The sequence below is a fragment of the Pseudoduganella lurida genome (assembly GCF_007830455.1).
GTDB classification, from domain to species: domain Bacteria; phylum Pseudomonadota; class Gammaproteobacteria; order Burkholderiales; family Burkholderiaceae_D; genus Rugamonas; species Rugamonas lurida.
In genome coordinates this window covers 215054-239442 of sequence record NZ_VLLB01000003.1, presented here as the reverse complement: position 1 = coordinate 239442, position 24389 = coordinate 215054, and the positions used below count along the sequence as shown (strand labels likewise).

Sequence of the window (24389 nt, the reverse complement as noted above, 5' to 3'; positions counted from 1 at the left end):
GGCTGATGCATCCATCATTTATACAATTGCGTTCAATTGCGGGCCCGTCGTCCGCCTCCGCCGCGCGGGGGTGGTGCTGGCGGGCAGACTCGTGGGCAGGAATGTAAGAGGATGATGTAGGGACTGCGTCGGCCGCAGAAAGTTTTGAGGTGCACTATGCTCGATCGGGAAGGGTTCCGCCCCAACGTCGGCATCATCCTGCTGAACGCCCAGAATGAGGTGTGGTGGGGCAAGCGGGTGCGCGAGCACTCATGGCAATTTCCGCAAGGAGGCATCAAGTACGGTGAAACGCCCGAACAGGCGATGTACCGTGAGCTGCAGGAAGAGATCGGCCTGCGTCCGGAGCACGTGAAGATCGTGGGCCGCACGCGCGACTGGCTGCGCTACGAGGTGCCGGATCACTTCATCAAGCGGGAAATCCGCGGCCATTACCGTGGCCAGAAGCAGATCTGGTTCCTGCTGCGCATGTGCGCGCGCGACAACGAGGTGAACCTGCGCCTGACGGATCATCCGGAGTTCGATGCGTGGCGCTGGCACGAGTACTGGGTGCCGCTCGATGTCGTCATCGAGTTCAAGCGCGATGTCTACCAGCGCGCGCTGCAGGAGCTGTCCCGCTTCCTGACCTGGCCGCCGCACGGCGAACGGCGTCATGCCGCGCGCTACCTGCGCCAGCCGCATGGCCGCGGCCAGCAGGGCCAGGGCGGACGCCAGCCGGGCGCGGTGGCGGGCGCACCGCAGGAAATCGTCGGCTGCGATGGCTCGGCATTGACGGGGTCGGAGAAGTCCTGACGGCGCATCCCGCCTGACGGCCGGCGCGGGTCTCCTGCGCCGGCCGTGGTTTCTTTGTACAATGCGTCTTTGCACGACGCGTCCTTGTACATGCCCGGCTCGCGCCGGCATTCTTCCTCCCATGTTCACGCCCTCCTCCCACGATGTCCGCCGCTTCTTCTGCGAAGTCTTTCGCAAGGACCGCGCCAACGAAATCCTGACGCCGCTCGAAGCGATGGCGCTCGACTGGCTGCGCATGCACCCGGAATACGACGAGGCGCTGGCCGATGCCGAAGCGGCCGTGGCACGCGACTACTCCGTCGAGGGCGGCCAGGCCAACCCCTTCCTGCACCTGTCGATGCACCTGTCGATCTCCGAGCAGGTGTCGATCGACTCGCCGCGCGGCATCCGCGCCGCCTACGAGGCGCTGGCCCGCAAGACGTCGCCGCACGATGCGCAGCATGAAATCATGGAGTGCCTGGGCGAGATGATCTGGAAATCGCAGCGCAGCGGGCTGCCGCCGGATGGCGAGGCGTACCTCGAAGCCGTGAAGCGCCGCGTCGGCGCCTGAGCCGGCTGAACAGCCGAGCTCGTGTCACATGGGGTCAGGCACTGTGACACGAGCCGAGCAGCGCAGTTCCTGGCACCTATGTCCCGGTGCCAGGCACCGGGACACGCACCGGGCCCTTGTCAGCGGTGATTGACCATAGTGCCCGGCAGGCTGTGGAAATACGCGGCCAGGTCCTGGATGTCCTGGTTCGACAGGGGCTTCACCTGCCCCGTCATGATGGCGTTGTTGCGGCCGTTGGCGGCGTCGCCTCGCTTGTAGGCGGTGAGCGCGTGCGCCAGGTAGTCGCGGTGCTGGCCCGCCAGCTTCGGATAGCTGGGGTCGATCGGCGAGTTGAAGTCCTTGCCGTGGCAGGTGGCGCAGGCGTATTTCTCGGCCAGCGCCTTGCCGTTGCTGACGTTGCCGCCGGCGAGAGCGGTGGTGGCGGTGGCGAGGCAGCAGGCCAGAGCGAGCAGAATGTTTTTCATCGTGGGCGCTCTCATTTCTGCTTCGAATAGTAGGCCGCGATATCGGCGATGTCCTGGTCGGACAGGCTGGTGGCGATGCCCTTCATCGACGGATGCTTGCGGTCCCCCTTCTGGTAGGCCTTCAGCGCCGTCTCGATGTACTTCGCGTTCTGCCCGCCGATCTTCGGCACCTGGAACACTTCGGGGAAGGTGGCCTTGTAGCCGGGGATGGCGTGGCAGCCGATGCACATCTCGATCTTGGCCGGCGCGGCGGCGGCATTGCCGACGATGTCCGCCGCCTGTGCAGCAAGGGATGTACAGGCAATGACGAGCACTGCAGGGAGTTTGGTCATGGGTGGCTAGTCGAATCAAAAAAGATAATCGGAGGGGACTCATTCTGTGCGCCGTCTCCACGGTCCCCTTGCTGCTTGCACCAATACTTGACTGTCATACTACCGATCGCCGATTCTAACCTAGCTATTTACGAGAGTCTACAAAGTTGCCCTGGCGTTCACAGGCGCGGCCCTCGGTGCCCCTCCGGATGCCCTATACTGGATTTTTTTGCTCCGGGATTTCGCCCATGTCCGCTTCGCCGTCCGCCCCGCGCTTCGAGGGATCGCAGCACTACGTCGCCACCGATGACCTGAAACTGGCCGTCAACGCCGCCCTCACCCTGCAGCGTCCCCTGCTCGTCAAGGGCGAACCGGGTACCGGCAAGACGATGCTGGCCGAGGAAGTGGCCGCCGCGCTGGACCGCCCGCTGCTGCAGTGGCACATCAAGTCCACCACCAAGGCGCAGCAGGGCCTGTACGAGTACGACGCCGTCTCGCGGCTGCGCGATTCGCAGCTGGGCGACGAGCGGGTGCGCGACATCCATAACTACATCGTCAAGGGCGTGCTGTGGCAGGCCTTCACGGCACCGGAACCCGTGGTGCTGCTGATCGACGAGATCGACAAGGCCGACATCGAGTTTCCCAACGACCTGCTGCGCGAACTCGACCGCATGGAGTTCTACGTCTACGAAACGCGCGAGATGGTGGTGGCGAAGCACCGGCCGCTCGTCATCATCACGTCGAACAACGAGAAGGAGCTGCCGGATGCGTTCCTGCGCCGCTGCTTCTTCCACTACATCGCCTTCCCGGATCGCGACACGCTGGAAGCCATCGTGCGCGTGCACTTCCCGAACCTGAAACAGGAGCTGCTGGCCCAGGCGCTGCAGACCTTCTACGAGGTGCGGGACGTGGCCGGCCTGAAGAAAAAACCGTCCACCTCGGAATTCCTCGACTGGCTCAAGCTGCTGCTGGCCGAAGACATCCCGCCCGAAGCATTGCGCAGCAAGGACGCGAAAGCCATCGTGCCGCCGCTGCACGGCGCGCTGCTGAAGAACGAGCAGGACGTGCACCTGTTCGAGCGCCTGGTCTACATGGCGAGGACCAACCGATGATCGCCATCGCCCCCGTCACGCTGGAGTTCAACGGCGTGCGCCTGGTGCCGCTGGGACCGGAGCATGCGGAAGGGCTGCGCCGCGCCGCCAGCGATGGCGAACTGTGGAACCTGCGCGTGACCTCGGTGCCCGAACCGGAGCAGGTGGAGGCCTACATCGCCACCGCCATCGAGATGCGTCCCGCGCGGGTAGCGTTTGCCGTGCTCGATGCCGCCACGGGAGAGGTCATGGGGTCCACCAGCTTCCACGACATCGTGCCGGCGATCGGCCGCGCCGAAATCGGCTACACCTGGTATGCGCAGCGCTACCAGCGCAGCCACGTGAACACCAGCTGCAAGCGCATGCTGCTGGCGCATGCGTTCGAGACGGCCGGCTGCACCCTGGTCGGCCTGCGCACGGACAATTTCAACCATGCCTCGCAGCGCGCCATCGAACGGCTGGGCGCAAAAAAGGATGGCGTGCTGCGCCACCACGCGCTGCGCCGCGACGGCACGGTGCGCGACACCGTCATGTACAGCATCGCGCGCGGCGAATGGCCGGAAATCCGCGCCCACCTCGACCACCTGCTGCAGAAGCGCCGCTGATGCTGATCGACTTCTTCTTCACGCTGAAAGACGCGAAAATCCCCGTCACCATCCGGGAGTTCCTGACCCTGCTGGAGGCGCTGGAACGGGGCGTCGTCACGCAGTCGCTCGACGATTTCTATTACCTCGCGCGCCTGGCCCTGGTGAAGGACGAAGCCCACTACGACCGCTTCGACCGCGCGTTTGCCCTGTACTTCAAGGGCATCGAGACGGCCATCGGCGGCAAGGAAGCCATCCCGCTGGACTGGCTGATGCAGCGCATGAAGCGCGAGCTGACGGACGAGCAGCGCGCCGCGCTGGAGAAATTCGGCTACGACAGGCTGATGGACCGGCTGGCCGCGCTGCTGAAGGAGCAGAAGGAACGCCACGAAGGCGGCAGCAAGTGGATCGGCACGGGCGGCACGTCCCCGTTCGGGCATGGCGGCACCAACCCGGAAGGGATACGCATCGGCGGCAAAGGCGGCGATCGGACGGCCGTCAAGGTGTGGGAACAGCGCGCCTACCGCGACTACGACTCGGACAAGGAACTGGGCACCCGCAACATCAAGGTGGCGCTGCGCCGCCTGCGCCGCTTCGCCCGCACCGGCGCGGCCGAGGAACTGGCGCTGGACCAGACCATCCGCGCCACCGCCAACAACGCCGGCTGGCTGGACCTGCGGATGCAGCCGGAGCGCCGCAACAACGTCAAGGTGCTGATGCTGTTCGACGTGGGCGGCTCGATGGACGACCATGTCGAACGCATGGAAGAGCTGTTCTCGGCCGCCAAGGCGGAGTTCAAGAACATGGACTTCTTCTACTTCCACAACTGCGTCTACGATCACCTGTGGCGCAACAACCGCCGTCGCAACGCGGAACGCTTCCCCACGCAGGACGTGCTGCGCAAGTACCCGCCCGACACGAAGCTGATCTTCGTCGGCGATGCCACCATGAGCCCCTACGAGATCCTGCAGCCGGGCGGCTCCGTCGAGTACAACAACCCGGAAGCCGGCGCCACCTGGCTGGGCCGCTTCACGCACGCGTTCCCGAAATTCGCCTGGCTCAATCCCGAGCCGGAACCGTACTGGCAGTACCGCCAGTCGATCGCCATCGTCCGCCAGCTGATGAACGACCGCATGTACCCGGTCACCCTCGACGGGCTGGAACGGGCGATGCGCGCGCTGGCGAAGTAGCCGTCTTTTCATTCCTTTTACAGCGGCTGCCCATCTCTTTACGCAATCGATATGCGCCCGCTGCTATCGTGAATCCAGTCCAACTCCGATAGCACATCATGCCCGACGCCGTTCCCCCTGCCCCCCTGCCCCTGCAGGCCTGCGCTGCCGCACCCCAGGTGGTGCAACCATGATCGTCACCATCGTCAGCGAAGGCAGTTGCAACGCGAAGCTGGCACTGGCCGAACGGCTGGCCGCGCACCGCAGCCTGTCGGGCCGCAAGGTGCTGCTGGTCGATGCCGATTCCGAGCCGCATCCGCATCCGCCCCTGCCGGTGGCCGCGAAATGCGTCAACGGCAAGAGCGTCGGTGCGGAGCTGGAGAACCTGGGCATGCGCTTCCAGGACATCGTCGTCGATGCCGACGGCCGCGACTCGCTGGGCAGCCGCGCCGCGCTGATCGCCGCGCGCGTGGTCGTGGTGCCGGCCGACGCAGTCCACAACGATCCGGCCCGCGCCATCCGCCTGGCGGACCGCATCGCCAACGCCCGCCTGTTCAACCCGGGCCTGCGCATCGTCATCGTCCCCTGCGACCAGCCCTGCGGCACCGACGCCGCCTGCGCCACCACCATCCTCCAGCGCACCCTCCCCGGCGCCGAACTCTCCGCCAGCGGCGAAGCGCTGTTCGCCAGCGTCTTCCGCAACTGACTACCGCCCAGTTCGTGTCCACCTAGGGGTCAGACCCCGACATGGACACGAGCTCATCTGCATTTCCAGGACGGATCTCGACCAAGCCGAATCAGGGTGCTGGATTCAGCAGGAACACGGTGCGTGAATTATGGTTGAGTCCGTGTCCATGTCGGGGTCTGACCCCAGGGTGGACACGGGCTCGGCTCTGGTGACTTAGAACACCTTCGAGACGGTCAGCACCGCGGCATCGCGCCCGGTGAACTTGCCGTTGACGGGCGAGGCGTAGGCGGCCTTGTCGGCGTTGGTGCCGATCCAGGCCAGGGCGACGGTGACGACGCCGAAGTCCTTCGTCACGCCCACCTTGTAGTCGGTGTAGCTGGCGGCATCGTGGTGACGCACCTTCTGGCGGCCGGCGTGCAGGTTCAGGATCCAGCCCTGGCCCATGTCCTGGTTGACGGCCGCGTCGAGGTAGCCGCTGTTCTTGCTGTCGCTGAAGCCGAACAGGTTGGTCGCCGCGTGCGAGTACTTCAGCGTGGCCGGGCCATAGCCCAGCTGGCCGTAGACTTCCAGCGTGTTCGCGTCCGGATGCAGGTCGTTCGACGGATACGCATAACCCAGCACGCCCACGTCGTACGACACCTCGCCGCCCAGCGTGCCGCGCTTGCCGGCGTAGACGTCGATCTCCACGCTGCCATCGCCACCGGCATCCTTCGTCCACTTGATGGTCGATGCCCACGCGCCGACGTAGAAGCCGTTGACGTTGTCGACCCAGTCGGCGCCGCCCTGCAGCGCGGGCTTCAGCCGCGTCTGCGAGATGCCGCGGTAGCGGTAGTCGGAGACGCCGGCCACGTTGAAGCTCACCTCGCTGGCGGGCTTGGCCGCCTCCTGTGCATGGGCGGTGGCAGCAAAGGCGATGGCGAACAGGGAGCCTGAAATCAGTCGTTTCATGATGTCTTTCAAAATTAAGGACGAACGGGGCCTTCGCCGGCGCATCGAGTGCGGCGGCGCAGCTGGCCGGGTGCTGCAAAATAAAAGGGTTAGCCGGGCATCAGCAGCAGCCGGTAGCCGACCGCCGTCTCGGTGAGCAGATGCACGGGCTGGGCCGGATCGCGCTCGAGCTTCTGGCGCAGGTGGCCCATGTAGATGCGCAGGTAGTGGCCGTTCTCGGCGTGGGAAGGCCCCCACACCTCGCGCAGCAGCTGCGGATTCGTGACGACGCGCCCGGCGTTATTGACCAGCACCGACAGCAGCCGGTACTCGGTGGGCGTCAGGTGCACCATCTGGCCTTCCCGCGTGACCATGCGTGCCTGCAGGTCCACCTTGACGTCGCCGAACTGCACGACACCGTTGCTGTCCTGCTCCGGCACGCGGCGGCGCCGGGCCATCGCGCGCACCCGCGCCAGCAGCTCGCCCACGCCGAACGGCTTGGTCAGGTAATCGTCCGCGCCGGCATCGAGGGCGCGGATTTTTTCCTCCTCGCTGACGCGCGCCGACAGCACGATCACCGGCACCTGCGACCACTTGCGCAGGTCGGCGATCAGGTCCACGCCATCGCCATCGGGCAGGCCCAGGTCGAGGATGACGATGTCGGGCCGGCGCGTGCCGGCATCGATCAGCCCCCGCTGCAGCGTCACGGATTCCTGCACGTTCCAGCCTTCTTCCTCGAGCGCCAGGCGCACGAAGCGGCGGATCTGCGGCTCGTCTTCGACCAGCAGCGCGGTCGGCAGTAACTTGTCACTCATAAGATTCCTCAGGCAGCGCAGGCGGTGTGCCCAACGGCAGCATGATGACGATGGCGGCACCGCCATCCTCGGCACGCTGCGCGCCGATCTCGCCGCCATGCGCTCCCACGATGGCGCGGCAGATGGCGAGCCCCAGGCCGACACCCGGCTTGGCCGACTCGCGTTCGCCGCGCGTGAATTTTTCAAAGATCGCTTCCTCGCGGCCGGCGGGCAGGCCGGGGCCATTGTCGGCCACCGTCACTTCCAGCTTGTCCGCCCGCGTGCGGGCCGACAGCGTGATCGTGCTGCCCGGCGGCGTGTACTTGGCCGCGTTCTCCAGCAGGTTGCACAGCACGCGCTCCATCAGCACCGCGTCGTAGCGCACCAGGGGCAGATCGGCCGGCAGCCGGGTCAGCACCTTGTGCCCGCCCAGCAGCGTGCGGCTGGCGCGCAGCGCGCTGCCCACCGTCTCCTCGATCGCCTGCCACTGCAGGTTCAGGTGCACCGTGCCGCTTTCGATGCGGGCCATGTCCAGCAGGTTCGTCACCAGGGTGCTCATGCGCACGGTCTCTTCCTGCAGCGCGCGCGCCGTCTCCAGCTGCGAGGGCGTCAGCGCCGGCTTCGACAGCGCCAGCGATTCGGCCAGGCCGACGAGGGCCGTCAGCGGCGTGCGCAGGTCGTGCGACAGCGCCGCCAGCAGCGAATTGCGCAGCCGCTCCGATTCCATCTGCACCAGGGCCCCCTGCGCCACGTCGATGTAGTGCACGCGTTCCAGCGCGATGGCGGCCAGCGCGGCAAACGTGTCCAGCTGGCGGCGCTGCTCGGGGATCAGCAGCCAGCGGCGGTCACTGGGCGCCAGCGCCAGCACGCCCCGCGTGCGCATCGGCGCCACCAGCGGCAGGTAGAACAGCGGCGACGACGGCAGCGTATCGGTACCGAAGCCGGCCGGCTCGGCGCGGTCGAACGACCATTGTGCGATGCCCATGTCCGGCGCCTCCTCGCCCGCAGCGCCTGGCCATTCCAGGCGGCCGTCCGCATCGGGCAGCAGCAACAGCACCCGCGCGCGGAACGCCTGGGCCAAGGTGCGCTGCGTGATCTCGTACACCTGCTCCGTCTGCAGCACGCCCGTCAGCTCGCGGGCATATTCGTACAGCGCCCGCGCGCGTTCCTCGCGGTGCGACGCCACCCGCGCCTGGAAGCGCAGCCCGGAGGTCAGGTGACTGGTGATCAGGCCCGCCGCAAGCATCACGGCAAACGTGATCAGGTACTGCAGGTCGCTCACGGCGAACGAGAACCGCGGCTGCACGAACAGGTAGTCGAACGCCGCCACGCCGATGAAGCTGGACAGCACCGCCGGCCCGCGCCCCAGCCGGAACGCGATCAGCAGCACGGCCAGCAGCGACAGCATGGCGATATTGGTCACGTCGATCGCGCTGGCCAGCGGGATGCCGGCGGCGGCCACCGCCACCGACACGAAGGCGGCCAGGCCGTAGGCGCGCCAGTCGGCCTGGTCGTCCAGCAGGCCGCCGATGGCCTGCAGGGTGGCCGGCGCCTTCGTCGCGGCGCGCGCCGGCCCGGCGACTTCGACCAGGTCCAGCGCCGTCGCACGGTCGGCGATGCGGCGCAGGTTCGACCGGCGCCACGGCCAGCGCGAGGCCGAGCGGCCCAGCACCACCTTGGCGATGTTCTGCTCCAGCGCGTAGTGGGCGATGGCGGCGCCCACGTCGTCGCCGGCCAGCACGGCCGTCGTCGCGCCCAGGTCCTGCGCCAGCTTCAGCGTCTGCAGGATCTGTTCGCGGCGCGCGGGCGGCAGGCGCTGCAGCGACGGTGTTTCCACGTACACGGCATGCCATGCGGCGTTCAGCTGGCCGGCCAGCCGCGCCGCGCTGCGCACCACGTGTTCGCCGCCGGGCTGCGGGCCCACACAGGCCAGCAGCGCGACACCGGACTGCCACAGCGGTCCGATGGATTTCTCGACGCGGTAGGCCTGCACGTCGTCGCCGATGCGGTCGGCGGTGCGGCGCAGCGCCAGCTCGCGCAGCGCGATCAGGTTCCCCTTGCGGAAGAAGTTCTGCGCCGCCCGCTCGGCCTGTACCGCGCCATACACCTTGCCGGCCTTCAGGCGCGCCAGCAGCTCGTCGGCCGGCAGGTCCACCAGCACCACTTCGTCGGCGTGGTCGAACACGGTATCGGGCAGGGTTTCGGCCACGCGGATGCCCGTGATGCCGCCGACGACATCGTTCAGGCTTTCCAGGTGCTGCACGTTCACCGTCGTGAACACGTCGATGCCCGCATCGAGCAGCTCGTCCACGTCCTGCCACCGTTTCGGGTGGCGCGAGCCGGGCGCGTTCGAATGGGCCAGCTCGTCGACCAGGATCAGGTCCGGCCGGCGTTCCAGCGCACCATCGAGGTCGAACTCCGGCAGCGCCTTGCCGCGCCATGCCACCTGTTTCAGGGGCAGCACGTCCAGCGCGTCCAGCAGCTGCGCCGTATCGGCGCGGCCGTGTGTTTCCACGATGCCCACCAGGGGCCGGATCTTCTTCCCCTCCCCTTCGGCCTGCAGCTTGCGCGCGGCCGACAGCATCGCGAATGTCTTGCCCACGCCGGCCGACGCGCCGAAATAGATGCGCAGCCGGCCGCGCGTGGCGCGCCGTTCGCCCGCCTGCACCTGCGCCAGCAGGGCATCGGGATCGGGACGTTGGCTGTCGATGGGAAGCATGGCCGGAGTGTAGCGGATTTATTTGGCTGCGCTGTCCAGCGCCAGGTTCAGCGCCAGCACGTTCACGCGCGCCTCGCCCAGGAAGCCGAACAGGGGCCGCTCGGCATGCTGGTCCACCAGCGCCTGCACGCGCGCCGCATCGACCTGGCGCACGCGCGCCACCCGGGCCACCTGGTACTGCGCAGCGGCCAGGCTGATGTCCGGATCCAGGCCACTGGCCGATGCCGTCACCAGATCCACCGGAACAGGTGATGCGTTTCCTGCGTCAGCCCCGCGCAGCGCCGCCATGCGGCCCTTCACGGCCTCGGCCAGCGCTGGATTGAGCGGGCCCTGGTTCGAGCCGCCGGAGCCGGCGCCATTGTTGGGCATCGGTCCGGTGGCCGATGGACGGCCCCAGAAATACTGCGGCGACGTGAACGACTGGCCGATCAGGCGCGAGCCCACCACCTTGCCGCCATGCGTGACGAGGCTGCCGGACGCCTGGTCGGCAAACGCCGCCTTGCCGATGCCCGTCACGGCATACGGGTAGACGATGCCGCACACCAGCGTCAGCGTGCCGAACACCACGAGGGCGGGACGAAAAATCGAAGTCATCATCATTCCTTAAGCGAGGTTCAGTGCGGTCAGCACCAGGTCGATCAGCTTGATGCCGATGAACGGCAGCACCAGGCCGCCCAGGCCATACACCAGCATGTTCCGGCGCAGCAGCACGTTGGCACCCAGCGCGCGGTACTTCACGCCCTTCAATGCCAGCGGGATCAGGAACACGATGATCAGCGCATTGAAGATCACGGCGGACAGGATGGCGGAATTGGCGCTGGTGAGCCCCATCACGTCCAGGCTCTTGAGCTGCGGATAGGTGCCCACGAAGGCAGCCGGGATGATGGCGAAGTACTTGGCCACGTCGTTGGCGATCGAGAACGTGGTCAGCGCGCCGCGCGTCATCAGCATCTGCTTGCCGATCTCCACGATCTCCAGCAGCTTGGTCGGGTTCGAATCCAGGTCGACCATGTTGCCGGCCTCTTTTGCTGCCTGCGTGCCGCTGTTCATGGCCACCGCCACGTCGGCCTGGGCCAGCGCCGGCGCATCGTTGGTGCCGTCGCCCGTCATCGCCACCAGCCGGCCTTCGGCCTGCGAGGTGCGGATGAGTTTCAGCTTGTCTTCCGGCGTGGCTTCGGCCAGGAAGTCGTCGACACCCGCTTCGGCGGCGATCGCTGCGGCCGTCAGCTTGTTGTCGCCCGTGATCATCACGGTGCGGATGCCCATCTTGCGCAGTTCGGCGAAGCGCTCGCGGATGCCGGCCTTGACGATGTCCTTCAGTTCCACCACGCCCATCACCTGGCCATCGTCGACGACGACCAGCGGCGTGCTGCCGCGGCGCGACACATCGTCCACCGCGCGCGCCACCTCGGCCGGCCAGCGGCCGCCCCGCTCTTCCACGTAGCGGCGCACCGTGTCGGCGGCGCCCTTGCGCACCTGGCGTGCACCGATGTCGGCACCGCTCATCCGCGTCTGCGCGGTGAACTCGACGAAGGTCACGTTCTCCGTCGTGTCGGCGCTTTCATGCAGGTCGAACTTCTGGCGCGCCAGCACGACGATGCTGCGGCCTTCCGGCGTTTCGTCGGCCATGGATGCCATGCGGGCGGACCTGGCCAGCTGCGCGGCCGTCACGCTGGAGGCCGGGATGAACTCGGCGGCCTGGCGGTTGCCGTGCGTGATGGTGCCGGTCTTGTCGAGCAGCAGCACGTCCACGTCGCCGGCCGCTTCCACGGCACGGCCGGACGTGGCGATCACGTTGGCGCCCATCATGCGGCTCATGCCGGCCACGCCGATGGCGGACAGCAGGCCGCCGATGGTGGTCGGGATCAGGCAGACGAGCAGCGCGATCAGCACCGTCACCGTCACCGGCGTGCCGCTGCCGGCCGCCCCCACGGAGAAGATCGAGAACGGCAGCAGCGTGACGGTCACCACCAGGAACACGATCGTCAGCGCCACCAGCAGGATCGTCAGCGCGATCTCGTTCGGCGTCTTCTGGCGCTTGGCGCCTTCCACCATGGAGATCATGCGGTCGATGAACGCCTCGCCGGGATTGACGGAGACGCGCACCACCAGCCAGTCCGACAGCACGCGGGTGCCGCCCGTGACGGACGAGAAGTCGCCGCCCGATTCGCGGATGACGGGAGCCGATTCGCCCGTGATGGCGCTTTCGTCGACCGAGGCCACGCCTTCGATCACGTCGCCATCGGCGGGGATCACGTCGCCCGCTTCCACCAGCACCGTCATGCCCTTGCGCAGGTCGGTGGCCGGCACCGGCAGCCAGGTGGTGCCGTAGCGCGGCGTGGCCAGTTTCTTCGCGGTGACCTGCTGTTTCAGGGCGCGCAGCGATGCCGCCTGCGCCTTGCTGCGGCCCTCGGCCAGCGCTTCGGCGAAGTTCGCGAACAGCACCGTGAACCACAGCCAGATGGCGATGGTGGCGATGAAACCGGCATCCGCCTCGCCGTTGCCGCCGGCGGCCTGGAAGGCCAGCAGTGTGGTGAGGATGCTGCCGACATAGACGACGAACATGACCGGGCTGCGCAGCTGCACGCGGGGGTGCAGCTTGCGGAACGCGTCCGCCAGCGCGGGCACGGCCAGCTTGCGGTCGAACAGCGACAGGCTGCCGGGTGTCATGGGATTCCTTGACATGAGAACCTCTTAGTTAAAAAGTTGCAGGTGTTCGATGACGGGGCCGAGGGCCAGCGCGGGCACGTAGTTCAGCACCCCGACCAGCAGCACCACCCCGATCAGCAGCGCGATGAACAGCGGGCCGTGCGTCGGCATCGTGCCGCCGTTGACGGGCAGGCGCTGCTTCGACGCCAGCGAACCGGCAATCGCCAGCACGGGCACGATCACGGCAAAGCGGCCGAACCAGATGGCGATCGCCAGCATGGCGTTGTAGAACGGCGTGTTGGCGGACAGGCCGGCAAACGCGCTGCCGTTGTTGTTGGCGGCGGAGCTGAACGCGTACAGGATCTCGGAGAAACCGTGCGCGCCCGGATTGGCGATGCCGGCCGTCCCCGCTTCGCTGACCACCGCGATGGCCGTCCCGGCCAGCACCAGCACGGGCGTGACGAGGATCGCGATCGACACCATCTTCATCTCGTAGGCCTGGATCTTCTTGCCGAGATACTCCGGCGTGCGGCCGATCATCAGGCCGGCGATGAACACGGCCATGATGGCGAACACCAGCATGCCGTACAGGCCCGAGCCCACGCCGCCGAAGATCACCTCGCCGAACTGCATCAGCAGCAGCGGCACGGCGCCGCCCAGCGGCATCAGCGAATCGTGCATGGCGTTGACGGCACCGCAGGAAGCGGCGGTGGTGACCGCGGCGAACAGGCTCGATGCGCTGATGCCGAAGCGGGTCTCCTTGCCTTCCATGTTGCCGCCGGCCTGCAGCGTGCTCGCGGCCTGGTCGACGCCCAGCGACTGCAGCACCGGGTGGGCCTGCTGCTCGGCGGCGAATACCACGAGGGTCATCGCCACGAAGACGAGCGTCATGGCGCCCAGCACGGCCCAGCCCTGGCGGATGTCGCCGACGATGCGGCCGAACGCGAAGCACAGCGCGGCGGGGATCAGGAAGATGGCGATCATCTGCGCGAAGTTGGTGGCCGCCGTCGGATTCTCGTAAGGGTGCGCGGAATTGGCGTTGAAGAAGCCGCCGCCGTTCGTGCCCAGCATCTTGATGGCTTCCTGCGAGGCGACCGGGCCCATGGCGATGGTCTGCGTGGTGGCCGTCTGCGCTGCCATGACGGGCTGGCCCTGCGCATCCTTCAGCGGCTGGCCGTCGGTGCCCGTTTTCGGGATGCTGTATTCGACCTTGTCGAGCAGCGTCACTTCCTTGTAGGCGTCGAAGTTCTGGATCACGCCCTGGCCCATCAGGAAGATGGACAGGATCAGCGACAGCGGCAGCAGCACATACAGGGTGGCGCGCGTGACGTCCACCCAGAAGTTGCCGATCGAGTTCGTGGAACGGGCCGCGAAGGCACGGATCAGCGCGAACACGACGGCGATGCCGGTCGCGGCGGACAGGAAGTTCTGGGTTGCCAGCGCCACCATCTGCGTCAGGTAGCTCATCGTCTGCTCGCCCGAATAGCCCTGCCAGTTGGTGTTGCCCACGAAGCTGACGGCCGTGTTGAACGACGAGTCGGGGCTGACGTTGGCCAGACCTTGCGGATTGAGGGGCAGCCAGGATTGCAGGCGCTGCACGGCGTAGACGAACACGGTGCCTAGGGCATTGAAGACGATCAGTGCGATCGCATAGGCCTTCCAGCCCATCGCATGGTCGGCACTGCCGCCCTTGATGCCGGCGACACGGTAGAAGCCGCGCTCGATGGCATGCAGCCAGCCCAGGCCGCGCAGCGGTGCTTCGCTTTCGCCGACGCGCGCCAGGAAGGCGCCGAGCGGCCAGGCCAGTGCCAGCAGCACCAGCAGGAATACGGCCAGTAAGGTGAGGGAGGACGTGCTCACAGGTCCTCCGCTTTCAGCAGCGCGATCAGCAGATAGACCAGCAGGCCGGCCGCGGCCAGCGCGCCGGTCAGGTAAATGATGTTCATGGTTTCCCTCCCAGCCGGGCACAGGCTGCCGCCATGCCGATCACGGCAGCCGTGAAGACGGCCACCAGCCCCAGATACAAGACATCCATTTGCTACCTCTTCTTCGATGTGGTTTTGGACGTGGTGAGCTTATCGAGCGGCGTCTAAAAACGGGGTAAAGACCCGGGAGGCAGGTGTAAACGCGGTGTAAACGAGGGGTCAATGAGGGGGCGGCCCAGGGGCGCGAATGGCCAAAGGACTTGAATAAGCATTGCAAACAGGTTATAAAGTCGGATTATGCTGGATGTTTATACAGTGTTTCTATCCTACAACTAAGCCACCTGCTTGACGGCCAGCCTCCTCGGATAGAATGCCGGCTAACCCAATACCGCAACAGAGCGCACTTTCCCGTATGGCCACGAAAAAACCTGTTTCCGACTACAGCGAATCATCGATCCGCGTCCTGAAAGGCCTGGAGCCCGTCAAGCAGCGGCCCGGCATGTACACCCGCACGGAAAATCCGCTGCACATCATCCAGGAGGTGATCGACAACGCCTCCGATGAAGCGCTGGGCGGCCACTGCAAGAACATCGTCGTGACGCAGAATGCGGACGGCAGCATCACCGTCGAGGACGACGGCCGCGGCATCCCCGTGGGCCTGCACCCCGAGGAAAACGTGCCGACGGTGGAGATCGTGTTCACGCGGCTGCACGCCGGCGGCAAGTTCGACAAGGGTTCCGGTGGCGCATATGCGTTCTCGGGCGGCCTGCACGGCGTGGGCGTCTCTGTCACCAATGCGCTGTCCAAGCGCCTGGAGATCAATGTCTGGCGCAAGGACGACAAGGGCAACGGCTACCACACGCTGGCGTTCGAGAACGGCGACCTGGTGCAGCCGCTCACCTCCGAGCCCGCGCCCCGCGATGGCAAGAAGTCCGGCACGCGCGTCACCGCCTGGCCGGATGCGAAGTACTTCGATTCGCCGCTGATCTCGCAGGTCGAGCTGCAGCGCCTGCTGCGCTCGAAGGCCGTGCTGCTGCCCGGTGTGACCGTCACGCTGAAGAACGGCAAGACGGGCGACGTGCAGACCTGGCAGTACAACGACGGCCTGCGCGGCTACCTGAACGAAGCACTGGCGCAGACCGGCACCGGCGAGACCTGGGTGCCGCTGTTCGAGGGCGAGCAGTTCGCCACGCCGGATGCGGAAGGCTTTGCCGAAGGCGAAGGCGCGTCGTGGGTGGTGGCGTGGACGGAAGAAGGCGCCATCATGCGCGAGTCCTATGTCAACCTGATTCCCACGCCGAACGGCGGCACCCACGAATCGGGCCTGCGCGAAGGCCTGTTCGGCGCGATGAAGAACTTCGTCGAACTGCACTCGCTGCTGCCGAAGGGCGTGAAGCTGCTCCCGGAAGACGTGTTCGCGCGCGCCTCGTTCGTGCTGTCGGCCAAGGTGCTGGACCCGCAGTTCCAGGGCCAGATCAAGGAGCGCCTGAATTCGCGCGACGCGGTACGCCTCGTCTCCACGTTCAGCAAGCCGGCGCTGGAGCTGTGGCTGAACCAGCACATCGACTGGGGCAAGAAGCTCGCCGAACTGGTGATCAAGCAGGCGCAATCGCGCCTGCGCTCGGCCCAGAAAGTGGAGAAGAAAAAATCGTCCGGCGTGGCCGTGTTGCCGGGCAAGCTGACCGATTGCGAATCGAGCGACATCGCCCGCACCGAGATCTTCCTGGTCGAGGGTGACTCGGCGGGCGGCTCGGCCAAGATGGGCCGCGACAAGGAGTACCAGGCGATCCTGCCGCTGCGCGGCAAGGTGCTGAACTCCTGGGAGACGGACCGCGACCGCCTGTTCGCCAACAACGAGATCCACGACATCGCCGTGGCGATCGGCGTCGATCCGCATGGCGTGCACGACACGCCGGACCTGTCCGGCCTGCGCTACGGGAAGATCTGCATCCTGTCCGATGCGGACGTGGACGGCTCGCACATCCAGGTGCTGCTGCTCACGCTGTTCTTCCGCCACTTCCCGGGCCTGATCGCCAACGGCAATATCTGCATCGCCCGCCCGCCGCTGTTCCGCGTCGATGCGCCGGCCCGTGGCAAGAAGCCGATCCAGAAGCTGTACGCGCTGGACGACGGCGAGCTGACGGCCATCGAGGACAAGCTGCGCAAGGATGGCCTGAAGGATGGCAGCTGGTCGATCTCCCGCTTCAAGGGCCTGGGCGAGATGAATGCCGAGCAGCTGTGGGAAACCACGATGAACCCGGACACGCGGCGCCTGCTGCCCGTGGCGCTGGGCGACTTCGCCCATACCGAGGCGGCCGCCCGCTTCAACATGCTGATGGGGAAAGGCGAAGCCGCCGCCCGCCGCGCATGGATCGAGGAACACGGCAACGAAGTCGAAGCCGACATTTAATACGAGTTACGCACCATGAGCCAAGCAAACCTCTTTGACGCGCCACCGCCGGACGATCCCGATGGCGACAAGAACAGCCCCAACACCAACGGCGCCAGCGGTGGCGGCGACGGCGGCGAAACGCTGACCCTGTCCACGTTCGCCGAACGCGCCTATCTCGACTACGCCATCTCGGTGGTGAAGGGCCGCGCCCTGCCCGACGTGTGCGACGGCCAGAAGCCCGTGCAGCGCCGCATCCTGTACTCGATGAACGAGCTGGGGCTGAATGCCTCGGCCAAGCCCCGCAAGTCCGCCACGGTGGTCGGCGACGTGCTGGGCAAGCTGCACCCCCACGGCGACCAGTCCGTGTACGACGCGCTGGTGCGCATGGCGCAGGACTTCTCGCTGCGCTATCCGCTGGTCGACGGCCAGGGCAACTTCGGTTCGCGCGACGGTGACGGCGCGGCAGCCATGCGCTACACGGAAGCGCGCCTGACGCCGATCGCCAAGCTGCTGATGGATGAAATCGGCCAGGGCACCGTGGACTTCATCCCGAACTACGACGGCTCCACGGAAGAACCGGCGCTGCTGCCGGCGCGCCTGCCGATGGTGCTGCTCAATGGCGCCTCCGGCATTGCCGTGGGCCTGGCCACCGAGATCCCGTCGCACAACCTGCGCGAGGTGGCCAGTGCCGCCGTCGCGCTGATCCGCAACCCGAAGCTGACGCATGCGGAGCTGATGGCCATCGTGCCGGGTCCGGATTATCCGGGCGGCGGCCAGCTGATCACCCCGGCCGCGCAGGTGGCCGACATGTACGCCTCCGGTCGCGGCAGCATGAAGGTGCGGGCGCGCTGGAAGATCGAGGAACTGGCGCGCGGCCAGTGGCAGGCCGTCGTCTACGAACTGCCGCCGGGCACCTCGTCGCAGAAGGTGCTGGAAGAGATCGAGGAGCTGACGAACCCGAAGATCAAGCTGGGCAAGAAGGCGCTGTCGGCCGACCAGCTGGCGCAGAAGGCCATGGTGCTGGGCGCGCTGGATACGATCCGCGACGAATCGGGTCGCGCCGCGCCGGTGCGCCTCGTGTTTGAGCCGAAGTCGAAGAACCAGGACCAGGCCGAATTCATGCTGATGCTGCTGGCGCACACGTCGCTGGAAACCTCGGCGCCGATGAACCTGGTGATGATCGGCGGCGATGGCCGGCCGCGCCAGAAGGGCCTGACGGACATCCTGACGGAGTGGATCACGTTCCGCTTCGCCACCGTGACGCGCCGCACGCAGCACCGCCTTACCAAGGTCGACGACCGCATCCATATCCTGGAAGGCCGCGAGACGATCCTGCTCAACATCGACGAGGTCATTCACATCATCCGCAATTCGGACGAGCCGAAGGCCGCGCTGATCGAACGCTTCCGCCTGTCCGACCGCCAGGCCGAAGACATCCTGGAAATCCGCCTGCGCCAGCTGGCGCGCCTGGAAGCGATCAAGATCCAGCAGGAGCTGGCCGAGCTGCGCAAGGAAAAAGGCACGCTGCAGGACCTGCTCGACAATCCGTCCTCGATGAAGCGCCTGATCATCCGCGAGATCGAGGCGGATGCGAAACAGTATGGCGACGACCGCCGCACGCTGATCGAGGAAGCGCAGCGCGCCTCCGTCGAACAGAAGATCGTCGACGAAGCCGTGACCGTGATCATTTCGCAGAAGGGCTGGGTGCGTGCGCGCACCGGTGTCGGCCATGACCGCGGCCAGTTCACGTTCAAGGCCGGCGATGCGCTGCACGATGCGATCGAGTGCCGCACTGTCGATACGCTGCTGGGCTTCGGCGACAACGGCCGCGTGTACTCGGTGCCGGTAGCGGCCTTGCCGAACGCGCGGGGCGACGGCGTGCCGATCACTACGCTGGTGGACCTGTCCGGCGGCGCGCGCCTGCTGCATTACTTTGCCGGTCCGGCCACGACGAAGCTGCTGATGGCCTCCGACGCCGGCTTCGGCTTCATCACGACGGCGGGCGACATGGCCAGCCGCCAGAAGAGCGGCAAGGCGTTCCTGACGCTGGAAGACGGCGCCAAGCCGCTGGCGCCAACGGTGGTGGTGAACGATGCCAGTGCGGTGGCCGTCATTTCGGAGAAATCGCGGCTGCTGGTGTTCGGCATGGACGAGATGAAGGTGCTGTCCAATGGCGGGCGCGGCGTGATCCTGATGGAACTCGATCCGAAGGAGAAGCTGGTGGCCGCCTGCGCCATCACGCAGAAGGGCGTGACCGTGCTGGGCATCGGCAATGCGCAGAAGGCGAAGGAAGAAAAGATGACGCCGCACGCGCTGGCCGAAGGCGAACACTTCGGCAAGCGCGCCCGCAAGGGCAAGCCGATGCCGACCCGGATCAAGCCGACCGGGCTGCTACCGAACGGCTGATGTGTTTAGCATCGACCCTGGTCACGCTGTTCTGCGTGGCCGGGGCCTGGTGCTCCAGCCGCGACAGGTAATTCAGTGCCGCGGCTTTTCCCGCCGCGAAGCGCCCCCTCACCCCGTACTGTGAAAAATCATGATCGCCGCCGGCCGGTGCCGGCGCGCTCGCGATCACGTGCACGTTCTTCAGCGCGCGCAGGCGCATCAGCCAGTCGAACGCGGGCGACCCTTCCACCTCATTGCCGGCGGCCAGTTTCCTGATCTGCTCCAGCACAGTCAGGAAACCATCGAGTCCCGCGTCGCCGCCATACTGGTCCCAGAAGCGGTTCTGGTACTGCAGCGCGATCGCGCGCGTGTTCACTTCCTGCAGGTTGACGGGCGAGGCCTGGCCATCGGTAGGGAACAGGTCGACGACGAAGATGGGCAGCGTTTCGATGTCTTCCGGCTCCAGCAGGTTCAACAGCGAATCGACGGGCGTGTTGCTGAACAGGCCGCCGTCCCAGTAGTCCGTGCCATCGATGGTGGTGGCGGGGAAGCCGGGTGGCAGGCTGCCACTGGCAACGATGTGCGACGGTGTCAGCTGGGCCCGTTTCGCGCGCAGCTGGCCGCTGCGCTTCTGCGCATTGGACGCCGTGTAGTTCGAGAACGTCACCTGCCCGCCCGTGTTCAGGCTGGTGGCCGTGACGCCGAAGCGCATGTGGTCGGGATTGTTGAGCTGGTCGAAATCGAGGAGCGTGGCCAGCGTGTTCAGCATCGGCGCCGTGTCGCAGTAGCTGGTCCAGTTGAGCGCATCCCAGTAATCCGTGCGCGAGCGCCAGAAGTTCGGGTTGCCCAGCAGGGAAAAATCGGCCTGCTGCGTGGCCGGCCAGATCGGCAGCTGGGGCAATGTGATCGCTTCCCACATCGTGCGCAGGCTGGTGACGATATCGCCATCCTTCGCGCCGGCGATCGACGCGGCGTTGATGGCGCCGATCGACACGCCCGTCACGGCCTTCGGCTGCCAGCCCTCCTCCACCAGCGCCGTCACGACGCCATATTCGAACGCGCCCAGCGCGCCACCGCCTTGCAAGATCAACGCCATTGGTTTGCTCATCATGACTCCTGGAGACACATCAAAGGAAGTCCAGATTGCCCCGCATGAGCGCTACGGTATTGATCTTCATCAAACGCTCGAGGCTGGATATTTGTGGCGGGCCGGGCGGTCGTGCACCGCCTGCTCTCCGTGCTGTATCGAAGGCACAACACCGCTATGGCCGAGCTCGTGTCCATGTCGGGGTCAGACCCCAAGGTGGACACGAGCTCGGCTGTAAACGCAAAAACCGCCGCCTGCAAGGTGCAGGCGGCGGTTTTCAGGAAGGGCTAGCGATTAGTGCTTGGCGGCTTCTTTTTTCACGTCGGCATTGGCTTTGCCCACGGCTTCGCTCGTCTTGGCGGCAGCAACGGCCTTGTCCTTGTTGGCTTCGGCGACTTCTTTCGCTACTTTCTCGTCCTGCTTGGCGATCGTCTTGGCAGCTTTGGCATCGGCGGCGGCGACTTTCTTGTCGGCCTTGGCTTCTGCTTTCATCTTGTCTTCCGGATCGGCATCAGCGACTTTTTCGTTGGCTTTGGCGTGGGCCTTGTCGGCTTTCGCGTGGGCCTTGGCTTTCTTTTCGTCGGCCTTGTTCATGGCCTTGGCGACGTCCTTGTCGGCTTCAGCATCTTTTTTCGCTTCTTTCGACTGGGCCTTGGCGATGTCTTTCTGGGCTTCGGCCTGGGCCTTGGCGACATCGTTGTTGGTCGTGGTCTGGGCGTAGGCTGCGGTAGCGAAGACGCCGGCGATCAGGGTTGCGAGCAGTTTGTTCATGGTGGACACCTTTCAGATTTGGTTTTGAAGTACTGACTTCTTTCTTGTCACGGGTCCAGAATAAGGTTTCCTGTCACCATCTACTGTGCGGTACCGCACCTAGCAACATTTTGTTGCTTTACTTACTTATTTGTCCCGCCTGCCTGCTTTATTGGCAGTGGCCGGGAATACAGATCGATCGTCTGCTCCACCGCCTCCGCACACACGGCGCAGAACGCCTCGCTGCGGTCGAACATCAGGCACTGCTGCTGCGAACGGTAGTAACCCTTCGCCTCGTAATTGGCCCCCTCGAACGCGCCGACAGCCCTGGCATTGGGCGCGCGCGAGAACAGCGCATTCGTCCACGCCAGGTCATCCCGGAACAGCCGGCTCATCTCGCTTTCGGGGCGGCCGTCCTTGCGCAGCTGGGCGCGCACCTTCTGGTATTCGCGCGAGTGCGTCTCGTATTCCTCCTTCGGCCACGCGGTCGGCAGCACCGTGCCGGTCTTCACATGCGCGCGCCACTTCAGCTGCGCGGGATCATGCAGCGCCGTCACGTTCGGTTCCCACGGTTCCGGCTTCGGCCCTTCGCCTCTGGACTGGTAAGCAACCGGCGACGTGTAGTACTCGTCCGCCAGGCCCGCGAAGTGATGCCCGAACTCGTGCACGAACAGGTAGTTGGCCCAGTCGTTGTTGGCCGCCGCGGTGCTGAACTGGCCGTAGATGCCGCCGCCGCCATAGGTATCGTTGTTGACGAGGATCTCGATGAACTCGTAAGGCGCATGCTGGGCGATGTCACGCAGCGCGCGGTTGTCCGTCGTGAGCACGTAGCGCTCGCTTCCAAAGATGTCGTAGCGCGTGTTCAGGGCCGACGCGTGATGCGTGCCGGTCGAGGGCCGGCTCACGCCCGACTCTTCGGTCGGCACGGCCAGGCCCCACACATTGAAGTCCTGCGCGCGCTCCTTGAAAGGCGACACGGTGAACAGGTAATCGGCCAGCCGCTTCGCCGTCTGCTCGAATTTCTTCTGCTCCCCGCGCGTGTAGCCGTCGCCCAGGATCAGCAGGTCGACCTTGCCGGCCGAGGGGCCGTTTACGCGGATCGGGATCGGCTTCGCCGGCGCGGGCGGCTGCTTGCGGATGACGTCCGGCGCATCGGTATCGACATCGACGCTCCACGCCAGCGTGAAGGCATTGTCCGTACCGCGCTTCAGGATGCGCACCTTCACCGGCACATCGGGCTTCGGAAAGCGCACCGATTCGCCGAAACCGCGCGTCAGATTCGAGGCTTCCGCGGTGGTTTTCCATTCGCCGAAGATGGTCGAGAAGCCGCGCGAATACAGCAGCCGCCCCGTCTTCGCATCCACCACCTCGACTTTGTTGATGCCGCGGTCCGTGTCGTCCAGCGTGCGCCCCATGTCGCCGGGCCACGGCAGCGGTTCGATGACGACGCGGTCCATGGCATAGCTCTCGCCCTGCGCATTGCCGCTGTGGAGATAGTCGACGCGCACGGTGGCCGGCTGCGCCGCCAGCGCGCTCGCGCAGCAGGCCAGCAGGGTGGCGGGAAGGCAGGAGGAAAAACGCATGGAAAACTCCGATCGGATCATGGAACAACGCCCGTTAACGAAAAACCGGCGCGATTCTAACGCGCCGGTGGGTCAGTCAGCCAGCCGAAAGGCTCAGCGGTATTTGTACATCGGCCGCGGGATGTCGACCGGGCGGATATCGAGGCGGATGTTCAGCACCGAATACGCCTCCGCCACGCTGGACACATAGCCCACGCTTTCCGGCATCTTCGAGAAGCGGAACTCGAACCCCACTTCCGGCGTCGCCGAACGGGGATTGCCGAACGCGACGCCGATGGCTTCTTCCTGGTCGCTGTCGATCAGCCGCTCCATGATGTCGACCACGGCGCTGTTGCCCAGCACGTCGTTGCTGTACACGGGACCGCGCAGGCTGGGCCGCGCCGGATCGAGCCGGCCACCCGCCTTGTCGGGCGACGGTGTGAAACTCTGCGTGATGATGTTGAACTTGTCGCCCCGGTCCAGGTAGCTGATGCGCACATTGCTCACGTTGAAGTCCGGCTTGGTGGTGTCGCGCACCACGTGCGACAGGTCGATCAGGATCGCACCCGTATAGCCGATCACCTCCACTTCACGGCGCGCATTGATGACCATCGCGCTGTCCTCGTCCACGCCCAGGCCCAGCTTGTAGTTCTTGGCCAGCATGGCGGGAATCATGCGGGCGAAGCGGCCCCGCACCAGCATGTGCTGGTCCACGAACACGTCGTCGCCGATGAAGCCCAGGCCCGGCGCGATCTCCTTGCCTTCGGTGACGCCGGCCCGCAGCATGCCCAGGATCGTGCGCGGGTTGTAGAACATCGTCGAGCTCATGATGGCCGCACCGGCGCTGGTGCCGGCCACCACGCCGCCGCGGCGGTAGACTTCCCACACGGCTTCCAGCGCCGCGGTGCGGGTGCCGTCTTCACGGACCAGCGCCTGCGTGATGCGGGTCTGGTCGCCGCCGGCGAAGTACACGCCGCCGGCACGGCGCACCTTGTCGGCGATGGCTGCATCGTCGGCCGCCTTGCGGTAGTCGCTGTCGGCCAGGCGCACGGCCACCGGCACCGCGAACGGGTCGGCGCCATATTTGCGCAGGTACTCGATGATGGACTGGGCCGAGCGCTCCGGCGTGCCGGAAGCGGACGGGAACACCGCGATCTTGGCGCCCTTGCCGCCGGCCAGTGCGACGATCTTCTGCCACACGTCCGCATTGTCGCCACGCAGGCCGCCGCCGATGATGACGAGCGAGCCCTTCACCGATGCCATCGCGGCCTTCGCCGCCGCGACATCCCGGGCCGCCGCATCGCGTGCCGCGGCCAGGTCGTTGACGGGACCGGCCGGCACGGCGGTCGGTGCCGCCGTCTGCGCCGGGTTCTTCGCGGTTTCCTTCGACTCCTGGACTGCTTCCTTGGCTGCTTCCTTGAACGGCGCCGTGTTGTCGGCCGGCGCCGGTTGCTGGGTCTGCGCTACTGCACTGACGACCACCAGTGCGGAGCACAGAATGGTGGCGAACTGCTTCAACATGAATTCTCCTGGACTGAATCTGATGAACCAAA

21 protein-coding genes are annotated in these 24389 nt (G+C 66.1%); 8 read left to right on the top strand and 13 right to left on the bottom strand.

Features of this window, described 5'->3' with window-relative positions:
- Positions 1-156: 156 nt before the first annotated feature.
- Entirely contained in the window at positions 157-789 is a 633-nt protein-coding gene (locus IP91_RS10525; protein ID WP_145648930.1) for an RNA pyrophosphohydrolase, read from the top strand.
- A 121-nt stretch (positions 790-910) separates the two neighbouring features.
- On the top strand, positions 911-1339 hold the full coding sequence (locus tag IP91_RS10520) for a DUF1841 family protein (protein WP_145648929.1): 429 nt from the start codon (positions 911-913) through the stop codon (positions 1337-1339).
- 119 nt (positions 1340-1458) lie between these two features.
- On the opposite strand, the gene IP91_RS10515 is transcribed toward IP91_RS10520, so the two are convergent.
- Positions 1459-1803, bottom strand: a complete 345-nt coding sequence (locus IP91_RS10515) for a c-type cytochrome (protein ID WP_145648928.1) — start codon at positions 1801-1803, stop codon at positions 1459-1461.
- An 11-nt stretch (positions 1804-1814) separates the two neighbouring features.
- Positions 1815-2135: a c-type cytochrome gene (locus IP91_RS10510; RefSeq protein WP_145648927.1), complete on the bottom strand. Its 321-nt coding sequence runs from the start codon at positions 2133-2135 to the stop codon at positions 1815-1817.
- 227 nt (positions 2136-2362) lie between these two features.
- Between IP91_RS10510 and IP91_RS10505 the strand changes: the two genes are divergently transcribed.
- From IP91_RS10505 to IP91_RS10490, 4 genes are all read left to right on the top strand, one after another.
- Positions 2363-3226: an AAA family ATPase gene (locus tag IP91_RS10505; protein ID WP_145648926.1), complete on the top strand. Its 864-nt coding sequence runs from the start codon at positions 2363-2365 to the stop codon at positions 3224-3226.
- Positions 3223-3810, top strand: coding sequence for a GNAT family N-acetyltransferase (locus tag IP91_RS10500; protein WP_145648925.1), 588 nt, complete (start codon positions 3223-3225; stop codon positions 3808-3810). Before IP91_RS10505 ends, IP91_RS10500 begins: the two co-directional genes overlap by 4 nt.
- Positions 3810-4979 carry a vWA domain-containing protein gene (locus IP91_RS10495; RefSeq protein ID WP_145648924.1) on the top strand — a complete coding sequence of 390 codons (1170 nt, stop codon included), beginning with the start codon at positions 3810-3812 and terminating at the stop codon, positions 4977-4979. Before IP91_RS10500 ends, IP91_RS10495 begins: the two co-directional genes overlap by 1 nt.
- 169 nt (positions 4980-5148) lie before the next feature.
- The gene (locus IP91_RS10490) at positions 5149-5664 is read left to right on the top strand and encodes a cobyrinic acid ac-diamide synthase (protein WP_145648923.1); all 516 of its coding nucleotides are present in this window, start codon (positions 5149-5151) and stop codon (positions 5662-5664) included.
- A gap of 195 nt (positions 5665-5859) precedes the next feature.
- Here the strand turns inward: IP91_RS10490 and IP91_RS10485 are convergent, their stop codons facing one another.
- The 7 genes from IP91_RS10485 to IP91_RS10455 form a co-directional block, all read right to left on the bottom strand.
- Positions 5860-6594 carry a TorF family putative porin gene (locus IP91_RS10485; protein WP_145648922.1) on the bottom strand — a complete coding sequence of 245 codons (735 nt, stop codon included), beginning with the start codon at positions 6592-6594 and terminating at the stop codon, positions 5860-5862.
- Positions 6595-6683: 89 nt separating this feature from the next.
- Entirely contained in the window at positions 6684-7388 is a 705-nt protein-coding gene (gene kdpE, locus IP91_RS10480; protein WP_145648921.1) for a two-component system response regulator KdpE, read from the bottom strand.
- Positions 7381-10086: a DUF4118 domain-containing protein gene (locus IP91_RS10475; RefSeq protein WP_145648920.1), complete on the bottom strand. Its 2706-nt coding sequence runs from the start codon at positions 10084-10086 to the stop codon at positions 7381-7383. Before IP91_RS10475 ends, kdpE begins: the two co-directional genes overlap by 8 nt.
- Before the next feature lie 18 nt (positions 10087-10104).
- On the bottom strand, positions 10105-10680 hold the full coding sequence (gene kdpC / locus IP91_RS10470; protein ID WP_145648919.1) for a potassium-transporting ATPase subunit KdpC: 576 nt from the start codon (positions 10678-10680) through the stop codon (positions 10105-10107).
- A gap of 9 nt (positions 10681-10689) precedes the next feature.
- Positions 10690-12756: a potassium-transporting ATPase subunit KdpB gene (kdpB, locus tag IP91_RS10465; RefSeq protein ID WP_145649266.1), complete on the bottom strand. Its 2067-nt coding sequence runs from the start codon at positions 12754-12756 to the stop codon at positions 10690-10692.
- A gap of 24 nt (positions 12757-12780) precedes the next feature.
- A complete protein-coding gene (gene kdpA, locus IP91_RS10460; RefSeq protein WP_145648918.1) occupies positions 12781-14595 on the bottom strand; it encodes a potassium-transporting ATPase subunit KdpA in 1815 nt (604 codons plus the stop codon).
- Positions 14592-14681, bottom strand: coding sequence for a potassium-transporting ATPase subunit F (locus tag IP91_RS10455; protein WP_145648917.1), 90 nt, complete (start codon positions 14679-14681; stop codon positions 14592-14594). The genes kdpA and IP91_RS10455 overlap by 4 nt, the downstream gene beginning before the upstream one ends.
- Before the next feature lie 391 nt (positions 14682-15072).
- Here IP91_RS10455 and IP91_RS10450 point away from each other — a divergent pair, with 391 nt between their 5' ends.
- Both IP91_RS10450 and parC read left to right on the top strand, forming a co-directional pair.
- On the top strand, positions 15073-17070 hold the full coding sequence (locus tag IP91_RS10450; protein ID WP_145648916.1) for a DNA topoisomerase IV subunit B: 1998 nt from the start codon (positions 15073-15075) through the stop codon (positions 17068-17070).
- 15 nt (positions 17071-17085) lie between these two features.
- The gene (parC, locus tag IP91_RS10445) at positions 17086-19458 is read left to right on the top strand and encodes a DNA topoisomerase IV subunit A (RefSeq protein WP_145648915.1); all 2373 of its coding nucleotides are present in this window, start codon (positions 17086-17088) and stop codon (positions 19456-19458) included.
- Here the strand turns inward: parC and IP91_RS10440 are convergent.
- The 4 genes from IP91_RS10440 to IP91_RS10425 form a co-directional block, all read right to left on the bottom strand.
- Positions 19427-20545, bottom strand: a complete 1119-nt coding sequence (locus IP91_RS10440; RefSeq protein ID WP_158643125.1) for a patatin-like phospholipase family protein — start codon at positions 20543-20545, stop codon at positions 19427-19429. The two genes, parC and IP91_RS10440, sit on opposite strands and share 32 nt — an antisense overlap.
- A 273-nt stretch (positions 20546-20818) precedes the next feature.
- The gene (locus tag IP91_RS10435) at positions 20819-21295 is read right to left on the bottom strand and encodes a hypothetical protein (RefSeq protein WP_145648913.1); all 477 of its coding nucleotides are present in this window, start codon (positions 21293-21295) and stop codon (positions 20819-20821) included.
- Between the two features lie 122 nt (positions 21296-21417).
- Positions 21418-22857, bottom strand: coding sequence for an IgA Peptidase M64 (locus IP91_RS10430; RefSeq protein WP_145648912.1), 1440 nt, complete (start codon positions 22855-22857; stop codon positions 21418-21420).
- A 93-nt stretch (positions 22858-22950) separates the two neighbouring features.
- Complete coding sequence (locus tag IP91_RS10425) at positions 22951-24357, bottom strand: cyanophycinase (protein WP_371860612.1); 1407 nt, start codon at positions 24355-24357, stop codon at positions 22951-22953.
- Positions 24358-24389 lie beyond the last annotated feature (32 nt).

What these genes read in the sequence shown, in the direction of transcription:
- IP91_RS10525 (WP_145648930.1), top strand. Translation starts at nt 157, where the DNA reads ATGCTCGATCGGGAAGGGTTCCGCCCCAACGTCGGCATCATCCTGCTG.
- IP91_RS10520 (WP_145648929.1), top strand. Translation starts at nt 911, where the DNA reads ATGTTCACGCCCTCCTCCCACGATGTCCGCCGCTTCTTCTGCGAAGTC.
- IP91_RS10515 (WP_145648928.1), bottom strand. Translation starts at nt 1,803, where the DNA reads ATGAAAAACATTCTGCTCGCTCTGGCCTGCTGCCTCGCCACCGCCACC.
- IP91_RS10510 (WP_145648927.1), bottom strand. Translation starts at nt 2,135, where the DNA reads ATGACCAAACTCCCTGCAGTGCTCGTCATTGCCTGTACATCCCTTGCT.
- IP91_RS10505 (WP_145648926.1), top strand. Translation starts at nt 2,363, where the DNA reads ATGTCCGCTTCGCCGTCCGCCCCGCGCTTCGAGGGATCGCAGCACTAC.
- IP91_RS10500 (WP_145648925.1), top strand. Translation starts at nt 3,223, where the DNA reads ATGATCGCCATCGCCCCCGTCACGCTGGAGTTCAACGGCGTGCGCCTG.
- IP91_RS10495 (WP_145648924.1), top strand. Translation starts at nt 3,810, where the DNA reads ATGCTGATCGACTTCTTCTTCACGCTGAAAGACGCGAAAATCCCCGTC.
- IP91_RS10490 (WP_145648923.1), top strand. Translation starts at nt 5,149, where the DNA reads ATGATCGTCACCATCGTCAGCGAAGGCAGTTGCAACGCGAAGCTGGCA.
- IP91_RS10485 (WP_145648922.1), bottom strand. Translation starts at nt 6,594, where the DNA reads ATGAAACGACTGATTTCAGGCTCCCTGTTCGCCATCGCCTTTGCTGCC.
- kdpE (WP_145648921.1), bottom strand. Translation starts at nt 7,388, where the DNA reads ATGAGTGACAAGTTACTGCCGACCGCGCTGCTGGTCGAAGACGAGCCG.
- IP91_RS10475 (WP_145648920.1), bottom strand. Translation starts at nt 10,086, where the DNA reads ATGCTTCCCATCGACAGCCAACGTCCCGATCCCGATGCCCTGCTGGCG.
- kdpC (WP_145648919.1), bottom strand. Translation starts at nt 10,680, where the DNA reads ATGACTTCGATTTTTCGTCCCGCCCTCGTGGTGTTCGGCACGCTGACG.
- kdpB (WP_145649266.1), bottom strand. Translation starts at nt 12,756, where the DNA reads ATGACACCCGGCAGCCTGTCGCTGTTCGACCGCAAGCTGGCCGTGCCC.
- IP91_RS10455 (WP_145648917.1), bottom strand. Translation starts at nt 14,681, where the DNA reads ATGAACATCATTTACCTGACCGGCGCGCTGGCCGCGGCCGGCCTGCTG.
- IP91_RS10450 (WP_145648916.1), top strand. Translation starts at nt 15,073, where the DNA reads ATGGCCACGAAAAAACCTGTTTCCGACTACAGCGAATCATCGATCCGC.
- parC (WP_145648915.1), top strand. Translation starts at nt 17,086, where the DNA reads ATGAGCCAAGCAAACCTCTTTGACGCGCCACCGCCGGACGATCCCGAT.
- IP91_RS10440 (WP_158643125.1), bottom strand. Translation starts at nt 20,545, where the DNA reads ATGAGCAAACCAATGGCGTTGATCTTGCAAGGCGGTGGCGCGCTGGGC.
- IP91_RS10435 (WP_145648913.1), bottom strand. Translation starts at nt 21,295, where the DNA reads ATGAACAAACTGCTCGCAACCCTGATCGCCGGCGTCTTCGCTACCGCA.
- IP91_RS10430 (WP_145648912.1), bottom strand. Translation starts at nt 22,857, where the DNA reads ATGCGTTTTTCCTCCTGCCTTCCCGCCACCCTGCTGGCCTGCTGCGCG.
- IP91_RS10425 (WP_371860612.1), bottom strand. Translation starts at nt 24,357, where the DNA reads ATGTTGAAGCAGTTCGCCACCATTCTGTGCTCCGCACTGGTGGTCGTC.